Below are 17,920 nucleotides of genomic sequence, written 5' to 3'. Positions count from 1 at the left end.
GCAAAATGCCTTCAGCAGCGTGGCGCTTTCTTCCGTCAGCACGCCGCCGTTTACATCCAGCCTCTGATGGGTACCAACTTCGAGTACGGCACCTCCAAGCGCTGCCGACAGGATTGAGTACAGATGATCCTCTTCTACACACCGAACTCACCCTATGCCCGCACAGCCCGGATAGCGTTGCGCGAGTGGAAGGTTCTGGAGGCCGCAGAGGAGCGGCTTGCTGCCAATCGCGAGGCCGATAATCCGGTGCTCGAATTCAGCCCTGTAGGCCGGGTTCCGACATTGGTTCACGCGGGTCTGGTGATAACCGAAGCCCGGAGCGTATTCGCCTACATCAGGAATTTCGCCGGTGGAGGGAATGCCGGGGAGGCGGACTGGAAGATGGTTGCCGAGGAAGGACAGATTGCCGGCTTCCTCGAAGGCATCGCATTTTGGGTGCGCGAGAAACGCCGAACACCGGAAAGCCGGTCAGACGTCCTGTTGAAGGTCGAACGCGATCGCATGATGCGATGCCTCAACCATCTCGACACTCTGGCAGCTACAGCGGCGCTACCCGATGTCAGCCAGTTCCGGGGCGCAACACTGGCCTCAGCCCTGCACCTGATGGACGCACATCAATTCTGCCGCGATTGGAAGAACAACAAGGCGTTGACCGCCTGGTTTGAACAGCAGCGCGACAGACCATCAATGCGAGAGACTGAACCGCAGATATGATCAGGCTGGAACGGGTCTAGCGGCTCCTCGCGGGGCCGAACTGGCTGAACGGCGCGCAGCGCCGCAAGCGCGAACGCGCGCCCGAGCCTATGCGAGGAGCGACGCACGGATGTGCGGAGCACAAGAAAAGAGTCCTACCCCCGCCTCGCCCTGAAAAACCCTTTCAGGAGCGCAGCGCTTTCCTCTGCCAGCACGCCGCCGCTCACTTCCGGCCGCCAGTGGCAGGTGGGTTGGTCAAAGAAGCGCGGGCCGTGCTCAATCGCCCCGCCCTTCGGATCTGATGCGCCATAGACGAGGCGGCCGATGCGCGCATGGCTGATCGCGCCCGCGCACATGGCGCACGGCTCCAGCGTCACGAACATTTCCAGCCCTGTAAGCCGGTAATTGCCAAGTTTCTGGCCCGCCAGGCGCAGGCTTAGGATTTCCGCATGCGCGCTCGGATCATGGCCCGCAATCGGCGCATTATGGGCGAAAGCGACCACTTCATCGGTCTGAGGATCGACGATCACCGCGCCAATCGGCGCTTCGCCCGCGGCGGCGGCGGCTTGCGCCTGACCCAAGGCTAGCTCCATAAAGCGTATGTCGCGGCTGTCGCTCATGGGAGCCGCTTAAGCCTTCACCGGAGCGCCCGCAAGCCTTGGCCAGACCCCCTGCCCCCAAAAATGCCGATGACAGCGAGCGCATCGCCAAGGTGCTCGCCCATGCCGGCGTCGCCTCGCGCCGCGAGGCCGAACGCATGATCGAGGACGGGCGGGTGAGCCTGAACGGCAAGATCCTCAAAACTCCGGCGGTAAAAGTGGGGCCCGGCGACGATGTGCGTGTGGATGGTAAACCCATCGCGGAACGCCCGCCCACACGCCTGTGGCGCCACCACAAGCCGGACGGGCTGGTCACCACCCATGCCGACCCGCAAGGGCGCGAGACCGTGTTTCAGGCCCTGCCGAAGGATATGGGCCGGGTGATCTCGATCGGACGGCTGGACCTCACCTCCGAAGGTCTGCTGCTGCTGACCAATGATGGCGAGCTGGCACGCGTGCTTGAATTGCCCTCAACGGGGTGGACCCGGCGCTACCGCGTGCGCGCCTATGGCGACATCACCGAAGAGGCCATCGAGAAGCTGAAAAAAGGCATCAATGTCGAGGGCGTGAAATACGGCCCCATCGACGTGGTGGTGGACCGGCGCACCGGCTCCAACACCTGGCTGACCGTCGGCCTGAAAGAAGGCAAGAATCGCGAGGTGCGCAAAGTCCTCTCTGCGGTCGGTCTGACCGTGAACCGGCTCCTTCGCACCGCCTACGGTCCGTTCCAGCTTGGCGCACTGGAAAAGGGCAAGACGGAGGAAATCCGCCGCTCGGTCCTGCGTGAACAGCTGGGCAAGCTCTATCCGCTTGATGGGGATGGCTATCCGATGAAGGAGGGCGCACGCGAGGCCGACATGACCGGCAAGGCCGTCTCCAAGCCGGACCGCCCCCGCCCGCCAGCGCCCGCAGGCAAGGGACCGGCACGCCCCTCGCCCGGTGCCCCGCGTGGCAAATCCACTCCCGGCAAACGCCCTGACAGCAAGACCCGAAAGCCCGATGCGCATCATCGCCGGAAGCCATAAGGGCCGCGCGCTCAGCGCGCCCAGGGGCCGCAAGACCCGCCCCACCGCCGACCGCACCCGCGAAAGCATTTTCAACAAGCTGGCCCATGCCAGCTGGTCTGACGGCATTGCGGACAAGCGGGTGCTCGACCTCTTTGCGGGCTCCGGCGCGCTGGGTTTTGAGGCGATGAGCCGGGGCGCAGCCTTCTGCCTGTTTGTCGAAACCAATGCGGGCGCGCGCGGCGCGATCCGCGACAATGTGGAAGCGCTGCAGCTCTGGGGCGCCGCGCGCATCCACCGGCGTGACGCAACGGCGCTGGGGCCGAAACCGGCCAATCTCGGCGCCCCCTTCGATCTTGTTTTTCTCGATCCGCCCTATGGCAAGGGGCTTGGCGAACTGGCCCTCTCCCGCCTCAAAGAGGGTGGCTGGCTCACCGAAGGCGCTATCGCGGTTCTGGAAGTGGGCGTTGAGGAGCGCCCCGAAACACCCGGCTGGGACCGCCTCGATGAAGGCGAATACGGCGCAGCGCGGGTGGTGTATCTGCGGCGGGGGTGATTGAAGCCCCCTCTTTCGTCATTCCGGGCGGAGCGCGTCAGCGCGCAGACCCGGAACCCAGAAAGCCCCCGTGCTTCGAGACGGCTTCTACGAAGCCTCCTCAGCATGAGGGGCGTGATAGCTGGTAGCCCTCATCCTTGCGGACGCAGTGGCGCTCGAAGGATCGAGGGCCACCCCTCACTTCCGCCCAAACAGCCGCTCGATGTCTGAAAGCTTCAGCTCCACATAGGTGGGCCGTCCGTGATTGCACTGGCCGGAATGGGGCGTGGCTTCCATCTCGCGCAGGAGCGCGTTCATCTCCTCGCCCGTGAGACGCCTGCCCGCCCGCACCGAGCCGTGGCAGGCCATCGTGCCGACCACTTCCTCCAGCTTTTCCTTTAGCGACAATGCCTCGTCATACTCGGCGAGTTCATCGGCGAGATCGCGGATCAGGCCCTGCACGTCGAGGCGTTTGAGGAGGGCGGGCGTCTCGCGCACGGCAATCGCGCCGGGGCCGAAGGGTTCGATGACAAGGCCAAGCTCGGCGAGTTCGTCTGTCCGGTCGAGCACGCGGCGCGCCTCGCCCTCGTCCATCTCGACGATCTCCGGCACCAGCAGCGCCTGGCGGGGAACGCCGGTGGAGGCCAACGCCGCCTTCATCCGCTCATAGACAAGGCGCTCATGGGCGGCGTGCTGATCGACGATCACCAGACCGTCCGCCGTCTGCGCGATCACATAGGTCTCGTGCAGCTGCGCGCGCGCCGCGCCCAGCGGAAAGTCTTCCAGCTCACGGGCAGGCTCTGCCTCCACACGGGCGGCGTAAGCCAGGCCGGAGGGGTCGGCGCGCGGCAATCCGGCATCGAAATCGTGGGCGGGGCGCTCGGCGAGTGACGCTTCATAGGCGGGTGATACCCGCGCGCCGTATTCAGCGCGCGAAGGCGCCCAGAGCGAGCCTGTGGGCGTGCTCTGCGGCTGCAGCCTTCCGAGGGTAGCAGCCGCGACGGTGGTGGAGGCACGGTGGCCAGCCCCCGCCAGCGCATGACGCAGCGCGCCAACGATCAGCCCGCGCACGAGACCGGAATCGCGAAAGCGCACCTCGGCCTTGGCGGGGTGCACGTTCACGTCCACCTCGTCGGTCGGCAGATCGACATAGAGCGCCACCACGGGGTGCCGGTCGCGGGCGAGGAAATCCTGATACGCCCCTCGCACCGCCCCCACCAGCAGCTTGTCGCGCACCGGCCGCCCGTTCACGAACAGGAACTGGTGCTGGTTGGTGCCACGATTATAGGTGGGAAGGCTCGCCCAGCCGGTCACGCTCACGCCCTCGCGCACCGTATCGATGGCGAGTGCGTTCTCGGCGAAATCCCGGTCGAGCAGGGCGGCGAGGCGGGAGCGGCGCGCTTCGGGCGTGTCCACCAGGCCGGGTGCCTGCAAGGCGAGGCGCGAGCGGCCATCAAGCGTGAGAAAGAAGCCGACATCGGCCCGCGCGAGCGCGAGGCGCTTCATCACGTCGGTGATGGCCATGCTCTCGGCGCGCTCGGACTTGAGAAATTTCAGGCGCGCAGGGGTAGCGTAGAACAGATCACGCACCTCGATGCGCGTGCCGGTGCGCCCCAGCGGCGGGGCGGGGCGCGGCTCGCCGGTCTTGCCACCTTCCACCTCCAGCGCCCAGCAATCGCCAGAGGGGCCTTGCGTGGTGATGGAGAGCCGCGCGACCGAGCCGATGGAGGGCAAGGCTTCGCCCCGGAAGCCCATGGAGGCGATGTTCAGAAGATCATCCGCGCCATCGGCCCCCACCGGCAGTTTGGAGGTGGCATGGCGCTCCACCGACAGGGCGAGGCTCTCCCGGTCCATGCCATGGCCGTCATCTTCCACGATAAGCCGGGTCAGCCCACCCTGCTCTGCGCGCACATCAATGCGCGTGGCCCCGGCGTCCAGCGCGTTCTCGACCAACTCTTTCAGGGCTGAGGCCGGACGCTCGACCACCTCGCCCGCGGCGATGCGATTGACGGTTTCAGGGGTGAGTCGGCGGATGATGGCCATGGGCGGGAAAGTCGGGTCTGGGGGCGGGCCGGTCAAGCCGCCGGGGCAAATGCCTGCAGGCGGCGCTCCAGCCCCTGGCGCACGGCAGGCCATTCATCCGGCAGAACCGAGAAGTACACCGTGTCGCGCCGGTCGCCCCGCCACGTCACCATATGGCTGCGCAGCTTGCCTTCCTGCACGGCGCCCATACGCAGCATGGCGCGCTGACTGCGCAGATTGCGGCCATGGGTTTTCAACTCCACGCGCTGGGCGCCTGCCTCGAAAGCCCGGCCCAGCATGAGCAGCTTGCAGGCCGGGTTCACAAACCCGCCCCGCCACGGCGCGCCATACCAGGTCCAGCCCACCTCAACGCGGGCATGATCGGGCTCGATGGCGAGGAAGGAGGTATGCCCGGCCAGCTCGCCGGTCTGGCATATCCTCACCGCATGGCCGAACTGGCGGCTGCCGGGCTGGCCGGCCCGCAAGGGATCAAACCAGGCATCAAAACCCGGACCATCACCGCGCACACTCGTCCACTCCCAGAGCTCCGCCTCGCGGGCAAGGATGCGCATCTCCTCACGATGGGAATCATGCAGCGGCTCAAGGCGCACGAAAGCGTTTTCCAGTAGCGCTGGCTCCAGCTTCATCCCGCCCCTCCATTGAGCAACCACACACCCTGCACGAAGTAATATGCGCCGATGAGCGTCACGAGGCGTTTGGTCCAGCGGCGGAACACATCCTCGCTCATCCGGTCGAGCACTTTTGCGCCAAGCGTCGTGCCAATCACGGAGAGCGGGATCGCTACCGCAATCAGCCAGAACGACCCGCCCTCGCCCGCGGCCAGTGCGGGGGCGATATAGTAAGCGATCTTTACCCCGTGGGCGGCAACCTGGGTCGCGGCCTTGGTGGCGACGATCGAGCGCCGGTCAGCCTCCACATTCTGGTAGAAAGTATCGAGCAGCGGCCCCGACACGCCCGCGATCACGTTGAGCCCCGTCACGCTGACCCCGCAGGCAATGCCCTGCCCCGGTTTTGTGGCATCCAGCGCGAAGACCGATTTTGGCAGCCACACGATGAGCGGCACCAGACCCAGCACGATGAAAAGCCAGGGGCGCGGCAGGATGAGGGTGAAGCTGAGAAGGATGAGCGCGACGGCAGCCGAGCCCGCCATGTACCAGCCAATGGATTTCCACAATATGTAGCGGCGCAGAAGCACGGCCCGCCAGCCATTGGACACGCTCTGCACCGCGCCATGCATCACCATCGCCGCCGGCACCGGCAGGATGGCCGCCAGCACGCCCATCAGGATCAATCCGCCCGCCATACCAAACACGGCCGACAGGAAGGCGGTCGCGAGAACCGCAAAAAGAATGATGATGGATGTCATGTCACAGATGGAATCAGCGGCGGGAAGTGCCATGATAGTCCGGACAAACCAAATCGCCCCATGGCGGGCACACGCGAAAACCGCGAGGGAGGACACCCAAGATGAATTTTGAATACTCGGCCCGCTGCAAAGATTATCTGGCCCGTGTACGCGCCTTCATGGACGAGCACGTCTACCCGAACGAGAAGACCTATCACGACCAGCTGGCCGGATTCGGCACCAATCGCTGGCAGGTCCTGCCCATCATCGAGGAGCTGAAAGCCAAGGCGAAAGCGCAAGGGCTGTGGAATCTCTTCCATCCGGACGACAAACATGGCGCGGGCCTCTCCAATGCGGACTACGCCCCGCTGGCCGAGGAGATGGGCAGGGTGGTCTGGGCGAGCGAGGTGTTCAACTGCTCCGCGCCCGACACCGGCAATATGGAAGTGCTCTCGCGCTACGGAACGAAAGAGCATCAGGAGAAATGGCTCAAACCCCTGCTGGCCGGTGAAATCCGCTCCGCCTTCCTGATGACGGAGCCCGCCGTCGCCTCCTCCGACGCAACGAATATCGAATGCTCGATCCGGCGCGATGGCGATGAATACGTCATCAATGGCCGCAAATGGTGGAGCTCCGGCGCCGGTGATCCGCGCTGCGCGGTCTACATCGTCATGGGCAAGACCGACCCCGATGCCGAGCTGCACAAGCAGCAATCCATGATCCTGGTCCCCGCCGACGCCAAGGGCGTGAAGGTGCTGCGTCACCTGCCCGTGTTCGGTTATGACGATGCCCCGCACGGGCATATGGAGGTTGAGCTGAAAGACGTGCGCGTGCCGGCGTCCAACATATTGCTGGGCGAAGGCCGGGGATTCGAAATTGCGCAAGGCCGGCTTGGCCCGGGCCGCATCCACCACTGCATGCGCACGATCGGCGCGGCAGAGCGGGCGCTGGAACTGATGGTCAAGCGCGCCATGAGCCGCACCGCCTTTGGCAAGCCGGTCATCAAGCACTCGATCTGGGAGCACCGCATTGCGCGTGCCCGCATCGATATCGAGACCTCCCGCCTTCTCACCCTGAAAGCCGCCTGGATGATGGACACCGTGGGCAACAAGGCTGCACGCGGCGAGATCGCCATGATCAAAGTGGCCGCCCCGGTCATGGCCCTCAAAGTCATCGATGATGCCATTCAGGCCCATGGCGGCGGCGGCGTGTCCGACGATTTCCCGCTCGCCTCCTCCTATGCCGGTATCCGCACGCTGCGCATCGCCGACGGGCCGGATGAGGTGCATGAGCGCACTATCGCCCGCCTCGAAATGAAGCGCTGGCTCAACGAAGCATAAGGAAACAGGCGATGAACGCTCCTGCAGGGTTTTCCGATGTGCTGGTCGAAGATCACGGCGCAGTCCGTGTGATCCGTTTCAACCGCGCCGCGAAGAAGAACGCCATCACGCGCGCCATGTATTCGGCCATGGCACAAGGGCTGGAGACGGCAGAGACCGACAAGGCCATCCGCGTGGTGGTAATTGCCGGGACCGATGGCATCTTCACCGCCGGCAATGATCTGATCGACTTCATGGAGGCCCCGCCCACCATTGGCGGGGGCGACATGCCGCCCGTGGAGCGCTTCATGCGCGCTCTGCTGGGTGCCTCAAAGCCGGTCATTGCTTGCGTGGACGGGCTGGCCATCGGCATTGGCGTGACCCTGCTCCTGCATTGTGACCTTGCCTATGCGTCAGACCGTTCAACCTTCAAGACGCCGTTCGTGGATCTGGCGCTGGTGCCGGAATTCGGCTCCAGCGCGGTTCTGCCGGGCATTGTCGGGCGGGTGGTGGCGTCAGAACTTCTCCTGCTCGGCGAAACTTGGGATGCGAGCCGCGCAGAAGCGAAAAACCTCGTCAACGCCGTCTTCCCGGCAGCTGATCTCGAAAGCGAGGTGATGAAGCGCGCCGAAGCGCTGGCGGCGAAAGCCCCCAACGCGGTGAAGAAATCCAAGGCGCTGATGACCAAGGGCGTTGAGAGCGTCTACACGCTGATGGCTGAGGAAGGCGCAGAGTTTGCCGCGCAGCTCGCCTCAGAGGAATTCAAGGAGGCAGTGACCGCCTTCCTCGAACGCCGCGCGCCGGACTTCTCCCGGTTCGATTGAAGCATGACCAATACCAGCAAGGGCACACACGAATACGTCGATGATCCGCGCAATGCGGGCATCCTCATCTCGGTCAATGGCGAGCTATTCGCGCGCGAAAAGGCCGTCGTATCGGTCTTCGATTCCGGTTTCATACTGGGCGATGGCGTGTGGGAGGGCCTGCGCGTCCACCATGGCCACATCGTCTTTCTGGACCGGCATCTGGAGCGGCTCTACGAGGGCGCCAAGGCCATCGACATGGATATCGGCCTCAGCCCTGAGGCGCTGGAAAAGCGGCTGTATGAGACGCTGGAAGCCAACGCCATGCATGACGGCGTGCATATCCGCCTGATGGTGACGCGCGGGCTGAAGCGCACGCCCTATCAGGATCCGCGGGTGAATATCGGCCCGGCCACCATCGTCATCATTCCCGAATACAAGAACCCGAAGCCGGAAGCGGCCACGCGCGGGATGAATCTCTTCACCGTGCATGTACGCCGGGGCTACCCGGACGTGCAGGACCAGAAGCTCAATTCCCACTCCAAGCTGAACTGCATCACGGCCTGCATACAGGCCGCCAAGGCGGGCGCGGACGAGGCCCTGATGCTGGACCCGCACGGCTTTGTGGCGACCTGCAACTCCACCCATTTCTTCATCGTGAGGAAGGGCGAGGTATGGACCTCCACCGGCGAGTATTGCATCGGCGGCATTACGCGCGGCGTGGTGATCGAGCTGTGCCAGGAGGCGGGCATACCCGTCTTTGAAAAGCGCTTCTCGCTGACCGATGTCTATGGCGCTCAGGAAGCCTTCGTAACCGGCACCTTTGCCGGCATTGCCCCGGTTTCGAGCGTGGACGGAAGAATTTTAACCACGGAACGCGGACCGATGGTGGAACGCCTGCAAAAACTGTATCTTGCCCGGATTGAACGCGAGAGCACGTAAGGCCGCTCCCCATGAAAACCATCCGCATCTGCCTGTGGTCAGGCCCGCGCAACATCTCCACGGCGATGATGCGCAGCTTTGAAAACCGGGCCGATTGCGAGGTCTGGGACGAGCCCTTCTACGGCTATTATCTAGACCGTACCGGGCTGAACCATCCCGGCCGCGAGGCGGTGCTGGAATTGTGGCCGACCGATCCGAAGAAAATCGCCGCGCGCTGCGCCGGATCAGCGCCCGAAGGTTCGCCGCTCTTCTTCCAGAAACATATGTGCCAACACATGCTGGACGAAGTGGAGCTGAGCTGGACGGCGCGCTGCCGGCATGTCTTCCTGATCCGTGATCCGGCCGATGTGGCTGCCAGCTTCAACGCTACCATGGGCGAGGTGCGCCCCGATGATCTCGGCGCGGTGCGCCAGCACGCACTCTACGAGGTGATTGCCGCCAATACCGGAAGGCGCTGGCCCGTAATCGAGGGCGCGGATGTGCTGGCCGATCCGCGCGGCATGCTGAGCGCGCTGTGCGCCGCGCTGGATATACCGTTCGATGAGGCGATGCTGACCTGGCCGGAAGGACGGCGCGCCAGCGACGGCCCGTGGGCGCCCCACTGGTATAGCCGTGTGGAGGCATCGACAGGCTTTGAAGCGCCCGCGCCTTCGGGCCATCCGCGGCCCGGCACGCTAAAAGCCGTGATAGAGACCTGCCTGCCAGCCTATCAGGCACTCAAGGAACTGAAGCTGACCCCTGCCTGAACCCGTTCACAACGCACTGGAGCGCGCCATGACCGATAAGCCCGACTACACCATCACAAGGGAAGTTTCCGGCTCCAAGGGCCGCTATGTGGCCCGCGCGCCCGGCCTGCCAGACGCCGAGATGACCTTCTCCATCCTCAACCCGCAGACGATCATCATCGACCATACCGGCGTGCCTGATGAATGGCGCGGCAAGGGCGTCGGCAAGGCGCTGGTGGAGCGTGGTGTGCTGGATGCCCGCGCAGAGGGGGTGCGCATCGTGCCGCTGTGCCCATTCGCGAAAGCGCAGATAGAGCGCCACCCCGAATGGCAGGACGTGCTGGGCGGCAAGGCGAAATAGCGATTACCGCACCCCCAAACGAAAACGGGCCGGCGGTGGGGGGTGCCGGCCCGTTCCGTCAAGGAGTCGCACCGAAAGGGGGTATCGGTACGCCCATGAGTGAAACGCGCCGCACGTTTACGCTCCGTTACGCATCTTGCGCACATGGCCGCACTGGCAGACGGGCGCACTGGCGTTATAACCAGACCCGATCACACTGACGGGGCGCACCCATGGCCTATAAATCCCTTCGCGAATTCATGGCTCTGCTGGAGGCGGAAGGCGATCTCAAACGCGTCTCCGCCCCGGTCTCGACCCATCTGGAGATGACGGAGATCCAGACCCGCCTGCTCGCCAGGGGCGGCCCGGCGGTTCTCTTTGAAAACCCGGTTCACGAAGACGGCAGGGCAGCCGAGATGCCTGCCCTCGTCAATCTCTTCGGCACGGTGGAGCGCGTCGCGCGCGCCGTCACCATGGGCGGCGAACCGCGCCGCACAGCGAAGGATTTGCGCGAGGTCGGCGAGCTTTTGGCCTTCCTGCGCCAGCCCGAACCGCCGCGCGGCCTGAAAGACGCGCTCGACATGCTGCCGCTCGCCAAGACCGTGATGGCGATGCGCCCCGGCACGGTGAAAAAGGCGCCCTGCCAGGAGATCGTGCTGACAGGCGATGACATTGATCTTGATCGCCTGCCCATTCAGGGCTGCTGGCCGGGCGAGCCTGCGCCGCTGATCACCTGGCCTCTCGTCGTCACCAAGGGCCCGTCAGAGGACAAGCAGGACGACTATAATCTCGGCATCTACCGGATGCAGAAGCTCTCCAAAAACCGCACGCTGATGCGCTGGCTCAAACATCGCGGCGGGGCGCAGCATTATCAGCGCTGGAAGGGCGCGCGGCCTGACCCCCTGCCCGCGGCAGCCGTGATCGGCGCCGATCCGGGGACCATCCTTGCCGCCGTCACGCCCGTGCCGGACACGCTCTCCGAATATCAGTTTGCGGGGCTGCTCAGAGGCCGCAAGGCGGAGCTGGTCGAGTGCAAGACCGTGCCGCTGAAAGTGCCTGCCGAGGCCGAAATCGTCATCGAGGGTCATGTGCTGCTGGACGAGGACGGGCCGGAAGGGCCTTACGGCGACCACACCGGCTATTACAACTCGGTGGAGCGTTTCCCCGTGTTCGAGATCAGCGCCATCACCATGCGCGCTGACCCGATTTATCTGACCACCTTCACGGGCCGTCCGCCAGACGAGCCGAGCGTGCTGGGCGAGGCGCTCAATGAGGTCTTCATCCCGCTCATCCGCCAGCAATTCCCCGAGATCATCGATTTCTGGCTGCCGCCCGAAGGATGCAGCTACCGCATCGCCGTCATCTCGATGAAGAAGGCCTATCCCGGCCACGCCAAGCGCGTGATGCTGGGCGCGTGGTCATACTTGCGCCAGTTCATGTACACCAAATGGGTGATCGTTGTGGATGACGACATCAACGCGCGCGACTGGAAGGATGTGATGTGGGCCATGTCCACGCGCATGGACCCAGGCCGCGACTGCACCATCATCGAGAACACACCCATCGATTATCTCGATTTCGCCTCGCCCGTTTCCGGGCTCGGCTCCAAGATCGGGCTGGATGCCACCAATAAATGGGAAGGCGAGACGAACCGCGAATGGGGCGAGAAGCTCTTCATGGAGCAGGATATCATCGACAAGGTAGACGCGATGTGGGGGGAGCTGGGGCTTTAGAGTTGTCGGATAGGGAGACTGCTATGATCGCAAGCCCGAAACTGTGGTTAACTTATGCGTGGGCTGACAACGACGACAGAAACGTTGATCATATTGTCGGCAAACTTCGAAGTACCGGCATCGACGTGTATTTGGATCGCGAGCAGCTTCGTAAAGGCCATAGGCTGTGGACGCAAATTGATAAGTTCATATCTTATCCGGCGAGCGTCGATGCTTGGGCGATATACGTAACGCGGAACGCGCTCGAAAGTGAACCTTGCCAAGAGAAACTTGCTTACGCATTGGACCGAGCACTTCGTGCCCGCGGCGGTTCATTTCCCGTAATCGGCATATTCAAGGATCGGCTTCCAAGAGAGATTATACCATCATCAATTGCAACGAGGTTATATGTCCACTTAAGTGACACGAACTGGCACGAAGACATAGCTGCATCGTTGACCGGTGCCCCTCTACCTAGAGTGAATGACCCTGGCCCTGTGGGCTATGAACTAAAAGTCATCGATAATGAACGCTTCTTAATTGCTTGGCCGAGAATCGGGTATTGGCCGACTGCAGCCATCGCATTCCCGGAAGGTGTCTTTACTTCGACCGCGATGCGGGAAAAGCGGCCAGATCGCCCAGTTGTAGCGATGACGCGTTTTACCAACGGCTCATTGGAACGTTCCGGGATGTGGAATCTGGGCGAGAGAAGGGCGACTGTCTTTGGCGTTGCATCCGACGTGTTCACTTTGGGTGGACCATTCGACAGCATTATCCGTTTTGCAGTTAAGCTACCTAGCTACAAAGGGCGAGTCGCAGTGGGCGGCGTCGCCGGCGATAAGTTTCTCGACTTAGTTGAACTCGACATTTCGTAGATGTCTCAGCGAAATGGCCAAGTGCAACACTCTTCCCGTTTCACCGCCTACAAGCCGGTACCCAGTCTTTTTCTGGATCCTTAGCTTGCGCCGGAAAAACGCAATAATACCGATCCCTCGTCACCCCCACGAAGGTGGGGGTCCAGAGATCGCAGAGCGAAGACAGTGCCAGGCGGCTCTGGGTTCCCGCCTGCGCGGGAACGACGAGAGAGGCCGGAGAGTGTGGCAACAATGGATCCCCGGTCAAACCGGGGAACCCGGTTGAGAGTCTGGGCAGAAATCACCGGGGTCCCCGCCCCCGAGCGGGGCCCCAGAAAGCTTACCTCACATGAACAGGGTCGCCGGGTTTTCGAGATAGCCCTTGAGCGCCTGCACCAGCAAAGCGGCCTCATAACCATCGACGATGCGGTGATCGAAGCTGGAGGAGAGGTTCATGATCTTGCGCGGCACCACGCGGCCCGCCTCGTCATAGCGCGGCAGGACCTGCATCTTGTTTACGCCGATAATCGCCGTCTCCGGCAGGTTGATGACCGGCGTGGAGACCAGCCCGCCAATCGCGCCCAGCGAGGTGATGGTGATGGTGGAGCCGGAAAGCTCCTCCTTGGTGGCCTTGCCGTCGCGGCAGGCATCGGCAAGGCGCTTCACCTCGTCGGCGATCTGCCAGAGGTCCAGCGCCTCGGCGTGGCGGATCACCGGCACCATCAGGCCGTTTGGCGTGGCTGTGGCGATGCCGCAATGGATGCCCTCATACTTCGTCAGTACCGACTCTTCCGTGTCGAAATGCGCGTTCGCCTGCGGGAATTGCGGCAAAGCACGCGTCATCGCGGCGACGAGGAAGGGGATGAGGGTGAGCTTGGGCTGGCCGTCCTTGCGGGTTGCATTGAGGTGCGCGCGCAAATCCTCCAGCGCCGTCAGGTCGATCTCGTCCACATAGGTGATGTGGGGGATGGTGCGCTTCGCGGCGGCCATGTTCTGCGCGATCTTGCGGCGCAGGCCGATCACCTTCTCTTCCTTTACGCCCGTGCGGGGGCTACGTGACGGGCCGGAGGCCGAGCCACCCACCTTGGACGCCAGCCGCCCGCCGGACGCGATGAAGTCATCCATGTCCGCATGGGTGATACGGCCGGCCGGGCCGGTGCCCGGCACGGCGGAAAGGTCAATATCAGCCTCCAGAGCGCGCTGACGCACGGCGGGGCTGGCCAAGGGCCGCTCGCCCGACGGGCGGGCGGGGGCAGCAGCAGACGTTTTCGGCGCCGGGGCAGCGGGCTTTGCCGGCGGAACCGCCTGCTTGCCGCCTGCCGGGTCTTCGCTCTTGTCTGCCGTCCGGTCTGGCCCTTCGGCGAGCGCCTTGCCCTTTTCAGGGTCGGCAGCAGGCTTGGCCTCTTCCTTCACCTCGGGCGCGGGCGCCTCTTCCTCGGTTGGAGGCGAGCCATCGATCTCGATGACGAGGATTTCGGTGCCCACGGGGAGCACGTCGCCCGGCGCGCCAACAATCTTCTTCACCACGCCATTGACCGCGCAGGGGATTTCCACCGTCGCCTTGTCGGTCATCACGTCGAGGATGTGCTGGTCCTCGGTGACCTTGTCACCTTCCTTGATGTGCCATTCGACGATCTCGGCCTCGACCACACCTTCGCCGACATCGGGGAGCTTGTACTTGTATTCGCTCATGCTCAGCGTGCCTCCGTGACCGTCTGCAGCGCGCGGATAAAGCGCGCCTGACCGGGGAAATAGGCCCATTCATGGGCGTGGGGATAGGGCGTGTCCCAGCCCGTCAGGCGGAAGATCGGCGCTTCCAGCGCATAGAAACATTCTTCCTGAATCTGCGCGGCGAGCTCCGCCCCGAATCCGGAAGTACGCGGCGCTTCATGCGCGACCACCACCCGGCCCGTCTTGTTCACCGAGGCGGTAATCGTCTCGATATCATAGGGGGCGAGCGTTTTGAGATCGATGATTTCCGCATCAATGCCCGCCTTTGCCGCCGCATTGACCGCGACATGGACCAGCGTGCCATAGGTGATGACCGTGCAGGCCTCACCCTCGCGCACGATTTCCGCCTTGCCCAGCTCCACGCGGTAATGGCCTTCGGGCACCTCGCCCTTGGGGTGTTTGGCCCAGCTGGACAGCGGCGCATCGGGGACGCCATCGAACGGGCCGTTATAGATGCGTTTCGGCTCAAAGAAGATGACCGGGTCATCGCCTTCGCTGGCCGCTATCAGCATGCCCTTGGCATCATACGGATTGGACGGCACCACCACTTTCACACCCGGCACATGGGTGAAGAAGGCTTCGGGACTCATCGAGTGGGTCTGACCGCCCCGGATGCCGCCGCCCCAGGGCGCGCGCACCACAACCGGCGACACGAACTCCCCGGCAGAGCGATAGCGCAAACGGCTCATCTCCGAGACGATCTGGTCGAAGGCCGGGAAGATATAGTCCGCGAACTGAATCTCCGCGATGGGTTTGAGACCCTTGGCCGCCATGCCGATGGCCATGGCCGCAATCGCGGCTTCGTTGATCGGCGCGTCAAACACGCGGTCGAGGCCATACTTCTTCTGCAGGCCCTGCGTGGCGCCAAAGACGCCGCCGAAATAGCCGGAATCCTCGCCGAAAATGACGGTTTCCGGGTGCTTGTCGAGCAGCACATCCATGGCCGAATTGAGGGCCTGCAGCATGTTCATCGCTGGCATCGGTTACACCCCCAGGTCCTGGCGTTGACGGCGCAGGCGCCAGTCTTCGGTCGCGTAGACATCTTCAAAGATGGTGTGGGTCGGCGATAGCGGGCCATCGTGCAGCGTGCCGTGACTTTCCGCTTCCTTGTAGGATTTCACCACCAGCGCCGTCATCTGCTCTTCCAGCTTCGCGTGACGGTCCTCATCCCACTCGCCAAGCCCGATGAGATGGTTCTTCAGCCGCTCGATCGGATCGCCGAGCGGCCAGACCTCGAACTCGTTCTTCGGGCGGTAGCGGGCCGGATCGTCCGAGGTGGAGTGGGCATCGGCGCGGTAGGTGAAGAGCTCGATAAAGGTCGCCCCGCAGCCCTTGCGCGCCCGGTCGGCGGCCCATTTCGTGGCGGCATAGATGGCCAGGAAATCATTGCCATCAACCCGCAGCGAAGCCAGCCCATAGCCCAGCCCTTTAGAGGCGAAGGTCGCCGCATCGCCCTTGGCGATGCCCTCATAGGTGGAGATAGCCCACTGGTTGTTGACCACGTTCAGGATCACCGGCGCGCGATAGGTGGAGGCGAGCGTCATTGCCGCGTGGAAGTCCGGCGCAGCGGTGGTGCCATCACCGATCCAGCTTGCAGCAATCGTGTCCTCGCCCTTGTAGGCGCAGCCCATCGCATAGCCGACCGCTTGCGGGAACTGAGTGCCCAGATTGCCCGAGATGGAGAAGAAATTGCCTTCCGCCCAGGTGTAGTGAACGGGCAGTTGGCGGCCTTTGAGATTATCGCGGCTGTTGGAGATGCAGTGGCACATCATGTCCACGATATTGCGTCCGCGCGCGAACAGAATGCCTTGCTGGCGGTAGGACGGGAACACCATGTCGGACTGTTCCAGCGCCATCGCGCCAGCCACCGCCACCGCCTCTTCGCCCAGCGACTTCATGTAGAAGCTCATCTTGCCCTGACGCTGGAGCTTGAGCATGCGCGCGTCATAGATGCGCGTCAGCACCATGTGCGACAGTCCCTCGCGCAGCACTTCCGGCGACAGGCGCGGATCCCACTCACCCACCGCCTGATGATTGTGGTCGAGCACGCCGATCATGCCGAAAGCCAGATCGGTCATCTTCGCCGGAGCCGTCAACGGGTCGGGGCGTTTCGCCTCACCAGCCTTTTGCAGGTCGAGATGGGAGAAGTCGGGCGCGTCGCCCGGCCGGAAGGGCGGGGCGGGCACATGGAAGCGTGATTGGCCGTTTGACATGAACTTTGTCCGTACCTTTTCGCCTTGTACCATAAGGGTTTTCGCGCATTGGCATGCGCCGGAGGGCGGGTTAGCGGCACGCGGCGGGTTTGTCTACATGCACCGCAGGTGCAAAGGACATGCTGCAAGCGCGAAACACGCTGGTGCCACAAGGCCATTCGCGCACATTCGCGCTACTTCTCTGATATGAGAATTTTTTGCACTATTTGGCCAAGAGACGCCTCCCAGCCAGCGGGGCGCGTGCCGAACGCCGCCTCGAACCGGCTGGAATCCAGCCGGGAATTGGCCGGGCGCGGCGCAGGCGTGGGATACTCGGCAGTCGTGATCGGGATTACCGCCGGGCGGCACCCCCAGTGCGGCGTGGCATGGTCAAAGATCGCATCGGCAAAGCTGGCCCAGCTCGTCTCATCCGCGCCGGCGACGTGGTAGACACCGCCAGCTTTGCTCCCTCCGGCCATCGCTTTGGCCGCCACCAGCAGGCAGCGCGCCAGCTCAGGCGCGGCGGTCGGGCATCCATGCTGATCGTCCACCACGCGCAGCTCATCACGCCCGGCGCCGAGACGCAGCATGGTCTTCACGAAGTTCTGGCCGTGCGCGGAATATACCCACGCGGTACGAGCGATCAGGCTGCGGCCACCGGCATCAAGAACAGCATGCTCACCTGCCAGCTTGGAGCGGCCATAGGCAGTTTGCGGGGCGACGGGATCGGTTTCCATGTAAGGGCCGGGCTTGGTGCCATCAAACACATAGTCGGTGGAGACATGGATGAAAGGCACGCCGCGCCCGGCACATAAAGCGGCCAGCCTGCCCGGCGTTTCGGCGTTGATGGTGTGGGCCAACGCCGCCTCGCTCTCGGCGCGGTCAACGCCGGTGTAGGCCGCGGCGTTGATGACGGCGTCGGCAGGCAGGTGCTCGCCCAGCGCTGCGGCGCAGGCGGCAGGATCGGCAAAGTCCGCCCCGTCGCGGCCCAGCGCAGTCACCTCCCAGCCTTCGCCAGCTGTCTGTGCGACAAGCTCGCTGGCCAGCTGGCCTGTACGGCCAAGGATGAGAAGGCGCGCCACT

At 63.8% G+C, this 17,920-nt stretch carries 18 protein-coding genes; 10 read left to right on the top strand and 8 right to left on the bottom strand.

Features of this window, described 5'->3' with window-relative positions; translation table 11 throughout:
• Positions 1 to 123: 123 nt before the first annotated feature.
• Positions 124 to 714 (top strand): glutathione S-transferase family protein, encoded by a 591-nt coding sequence (locus AB6B38_RS01600; RefSeq protein ID WP_371393914.1) that lies wholly within the window; start codon positions 124 to 126, stop codon positions 712 to 714.
• Between the two features lie 134 nt (positions 715 to 848).
• Here AB6B38_RS01600 and AB6B38_RS01595 read toward each other — a convergent pair whose 3' ends face one another.
• Positions 849 to 1,313, bottom strand: coding sequence for a nucleoside deaminase (locus AB6B38_RS01595; RefSeq protein WP_371393912.1), 465 nt, complete (start codon positions 1,311 to 1,313; stop codon positions 849 to 851).
• Positions 1,314 to 1,351: 38 nt separating this feature from the next.
• Here AB6B38_RS01595 and AB6B38_RS01590 point away from each other — a divergent pair, with 38 nt between their 5' ends.
• Together AB6B38_RS01590 and rsmD are read left to right on the top strand one after the other, a co-directional pair.
• The gene (locus tag AB6B38_RS01590; protein ID WP_371393910.1) at positions 1,352 to 2,317 is read left to right on the top strand and encodes a pseudouridine synthase; all 966 of its coding nucleotides are present in this window, start codon (positions 1,352 to 1,354) and stop codon (positions 2,315 to 2,317) included.
• Positions 2,292 to 2,852, top strand: a complete 561-nt coding sequence (gene rsmD / locus AB6B38_RS01585; protein WP_371393909.1) for a 16S rRNA (guanine(966)-N(2))-methyltransferase RsmD — start codon at positions 2,292 to 2,294, stop codon at positions 2,850 to 2,852. The genes AB6B38_RS01590 and rsmD overlap by 26 nt, the downstream gene beginning before the upstream one ends.
• A gap of 177 nt (positions 2,853 to 3,029) precedes the next feature.
• Here the strand turns inward: rsmD and mutL are convergent, their stop codons facing one another.
• From mutL to AB6B38_RS01570, 3 genes are read right to left on the bottom strand one after another with little or no spacing between them, the layout of a single operon-like run.
• Positions 3,030 to 4,874 (bottom strand): DNA mismatch repair endonuclease MutL, encoded by a 1,845-nt coding sequence (mutL, locus tag AB6B38_RS01580; protein ID WP_371393908.1) that lies wholly within the window; start codon positions 4,872 to 4,874, stop codon positions 3,030 to 3,032.
• A 32-nt stretch (positions 4,875 to 4,906) separates the two neighbouring features.
• Entirely contained in the window at positions 4,907 to 5,500 is a 594-nt protein-coding gene (locus tag AB6B38_RS01575) for a GNAT family N-acetyltransferase (RefSeq protein WP_371393907.1), read from the bottom strand.
• Positions 5,497 to 6,273 carry a TSUP family transporter gene (locus tag AB6B38_RS01570; protein WP_371393906.1) on the bottom strand — a complete coding sequence of 259 codons (777 nt, stop codon included), beginning with the start codon at positions 6,271 to 6,273 and terminating at the stop codon, positions 5,497 to 5,499. Before AB6B38_RS01570 ends, AB6B38_RS01575 begins: the two co-directional genes overlap by 4 nt.
• Positions 6,274 to 6,341: 68 nt before the next feature.
• Between AB6B38_RS01570 and AB6B38_RS01565 the strand changes: the two genes are divergently transcribed.
• The 7 genes from AB6B38_RS01565 (at position 6,342) to AB6B38_RS01535 (ending at position 12,935) form a co-directional block, all read left to right on the top strand.
• Positions 6,342 to 7,559, top strand: coding sequence for an acyl-CoA dehydrogenase family protein (locus AB6B38_RS01565; protein ID WP_371393905.1), 1,218 nt, complete (start codon positions 6,342 to 6,344; stop codon positions 7,557 to 7,559).
• 11 nt (positions 7,560 to 7,570) lie between these two features.
• On the top strand, positions 7,571 to 8,362 hold the full coding sequence (locus AB6B38_RS01560; protein ID WP_371393904.1) for an enoyl-CoA hydratase: 792 nt from the start codon (positions 7,571 to 7,573) through the stop codon (positions 8,360 to 8,362).
• 3 nt (positions 8,363 to 8,365) lie between these two features.
• Complete coding sequence (locus tag AB6B38_RS01555; protein ID WP_371393903.1) at positions 8,366 to 9,283, top strand: aminotransferase class IV; 918 nt, start codon at positions 8,366 to 8,368, stop codon at positions 9,281 to 9,283.
• An 11-nt stretch (positions 9,284 to 9,294) separates the two neighbouring features.
• Positions 9,295 to 10,029: an HAD family hydrolase gene (locus AB6B38_RS01550; protein ID WP_371393901.1), complete on the top strand. Its 735-nt coding sequence runs from the start codon at positions 9,295 to 9,297 to the stop codon at positions 10,027 to 10,029.
• 28 nt (positions 10,030 to 10,057) lie between these two features.
• Positions 10,058 to 10,369, top strand: coding sequence for a GNAT family N-acetyltransferase (locus AB6B38_RS01545; RefSeq protein WP_371393900.1), 312 nt, complete (start codon positions 10,058 to 10,060; stop codon positions 10,367 to 10,369).
• A gap of 212 nt (positions 10,370 to 10,581) precedes the next feature.
• Positions 10,582 to 12,081: a UbiD family decarboxylase gene (locus AB6B38_RS01540; protein ID WP_371393898.1), complete on the top strand. Its 1,500-nt coding sequence runs from the start codon at positions 10,582 to 10,584 to the stop codon at positions 12,079 to 12,081.
• 23 nt (positions 12,082 to 12,104) lie between these two features.
• Entirely contained in the window at positions 12,105 to 12,935 is an 831-nt protein-coding gene (locus AB6B38_RS01535) for a toll/interleukin-1 receptor domain-containing protein (protein WP_371393897.1), read from the top strand.
• A gap of 324 nt (positions 12,936 to 13,259) precedes the next feature.
• Here AB6B38_RS01535 and AB6B38_RS01530 read toward each other — a convergent pair whose 3' ends face one another.
• From AB6B38_RS01530 to rfbD, 4 genes are all read right to left on the bottom strand, one after another.
• Positions 13,260 to 14,606, bottom strand: a complete 1,347-nt coding sequence (locus AB6B38_RS01530; RefSeq protein WP_371393895.1) for a dihydrolipoamide acetyltransferase family protein — start codon at positions 14,604 to 14,606, stop codon at positions 13,260 to 13,262.
• 2 nt (positions 14,607 to 14,608) lie between these two features.
• On the bottom strand, positions 14,609 to 15,625 hold the full coding sequence (locus tag AB6B38_RS01525) for an alpha-ketoacid dehydrogenase subunit beta (RefSeq protein ID WP_371393894.1): 1,017 nt from the start codon (positions 15,623 to 15,625) through the stop codon (positions 14,609 to 14,611).
• A 3-nt stretch (positions 15,626 to 15,628) separates the two neighbouring features.
• Complete coding sequence (locus tag AB6B38_RS01520; protein ID WP_371393893.1) at positions 15,629 to 16,858, bottom strand: thiamine pyrophosphate-dependent enzyme; 1,230 nt, start codon at positions 16,856 to 16,858, stop codon at positions 15,629 to 15,631.
• A gap of 173 nt (positions 16,859 to 17,031) precedes the next feature.
• The gene (gene rfbD, locus AB6B38_RS01515) at positions 17,032 to 17,919 is read right to left on the bottom strand and encodes a dTDP-4-dehydrorhamnose reductase (RefSeq protein WP_371393892.1); all 888 of its coding nucleotides are present in this window, start codon (positions 17,917 to 17,919) and stop codon (positions 17,032 to 17,034) included.
• Position 17,920: the final 1 nt, after the last annotated feature.

Origin of the sequence: Glycocaulis abyssi, from assembly GCF_041429775.1 — a bacterium.
In the GTDB taxonomy this organism is placed as follows: Bacteria; Pseudomonadota; Alphaproteobacteria; order Caulobacterales; family Maricaulaceae; genus Glycocaulis; species Glycocaulis abyssi.
The sequence above is the reverse complement of the archived record's forward strand: the minus strand, read 5'-3'. Positions and strand labels throughout refer to the sequence as shown.

Excerpts from the sequence above, each read along its gene's own strand:
- AB6B38_RS01520 (WP_371393893.1), bottom strand. The coding sequence starts at position 16,858 with ATGTCAAACGGCCAATCACGCTTCCATGTGCCCGCCCCGCCCTTCCGG.
- AB6B38_RS01600 (WP_371393914.1), top strand. The coding sequence starts at position 124 with ATGATCCTCTTCTACACACCGAACTCACCCTATGCCCGCACAGCCCGG.
- AB6B38_RS01565 (WP_371393905.1), top strand. The coding sequence starts at position 6,342 with ATGAATTTTGAATACTCGGCCCGCTGCAAAGATTATCTGGCCCGTGTA.
- AB6B38_RS01595 (WP_371393912.1), bottom strand. The coding sequence starts at position 1,313 with ATGAGCGACAGCCGCGACATACGCTTTATGGAGCTAGCCTTGGGTCAG.
- AB6B38_RS01560 (WP_371393904.1), top strand. The coding sequence starts at position 7,571 with ATGAACGCTCCTGCAGGGTTTTCCGATGTGCTGGTCGAAGATCACGGC.
- AB6B38_RS01550 (WP_371393901.1), top strand. The coding sequence starts at position 9,295 with ATGAAAACCATCCGCATCTGCCTGTGGTCAGGCCCGCGCAACATCTCC.
- mutL (WP_371393908.1), bottom strand. The coding sequence starts at position 4,874 with ATGGCCATCATCCGCCGACTCACCCCTGAAACCGTCAATCGCATCGCC.
- AB6B38_RS01545 (WP_371393900.1), top strand. The coding sequence starts at position 10,058 with ATGACCGATAAGCCCGACTACACCATCACAAGGGAAGTTTCCGGCTCC.
- AB6B38_RS01530 (WP_371393895.1), bottom strand. The coding sequence starts at position 14,606 with ATGAGCGAATACAAGTACAAGCTCCCCGATGTCGGCGAAGGTGTGGTC.
- AB6B38_RS01575 (WP_371393907.1), bottom strand. The coding sequence starts at position 5,500 with ATGAAGCTGGAGCCAGCGCTACTGGAAAACGCTTTCGTGCGCCTTGAG.
- AB6B38_RS01525 (WP_371393894.1), bottom strand. The coding sequence starts at position 15,625 with ATGCCAGCGATGAACATGCTGCAGGCCCTCAATTCGGCCATGGATGTG.
- rsmD (WP_371393909.1), top strand. The coding sequence starts at position 2,292 with ATGCGCATCATCGCCGGAAGCCATAAGGGCCGCGCGCTCAGCGCGCCC.
- AB6B38_RS01540 (WP_371393898.1), top strand. The coding sequence starts at position 10,582 with ATGGCCTATAAATCCCTTCGCGAATTCATGGCTCTGCTGGAGGCGGAA.
- AB6B38_RS01570 (WP_371393906.1), bottom strand. The coding sequence starts at position 6,273 with ATGGCACTTCCCGCCGCTGATTCCATCTGTGACATGACATCCATCATC.
- AB6B38_RS01535 (WP_371393897.1), top strand. The coding sequence starts at position 12,105 with ATGATCGCAAGCCCGAAACTGTGGTTAACTTATGCGTGGGCTGACAAC.
- AB6B38_RS01555 (WP_371393903.1), top strand. The coding sequence starts at position 8,366 with ATGACCAATACCAGCAAGGGCACACACGAATACGTCGATGATCCGCGC.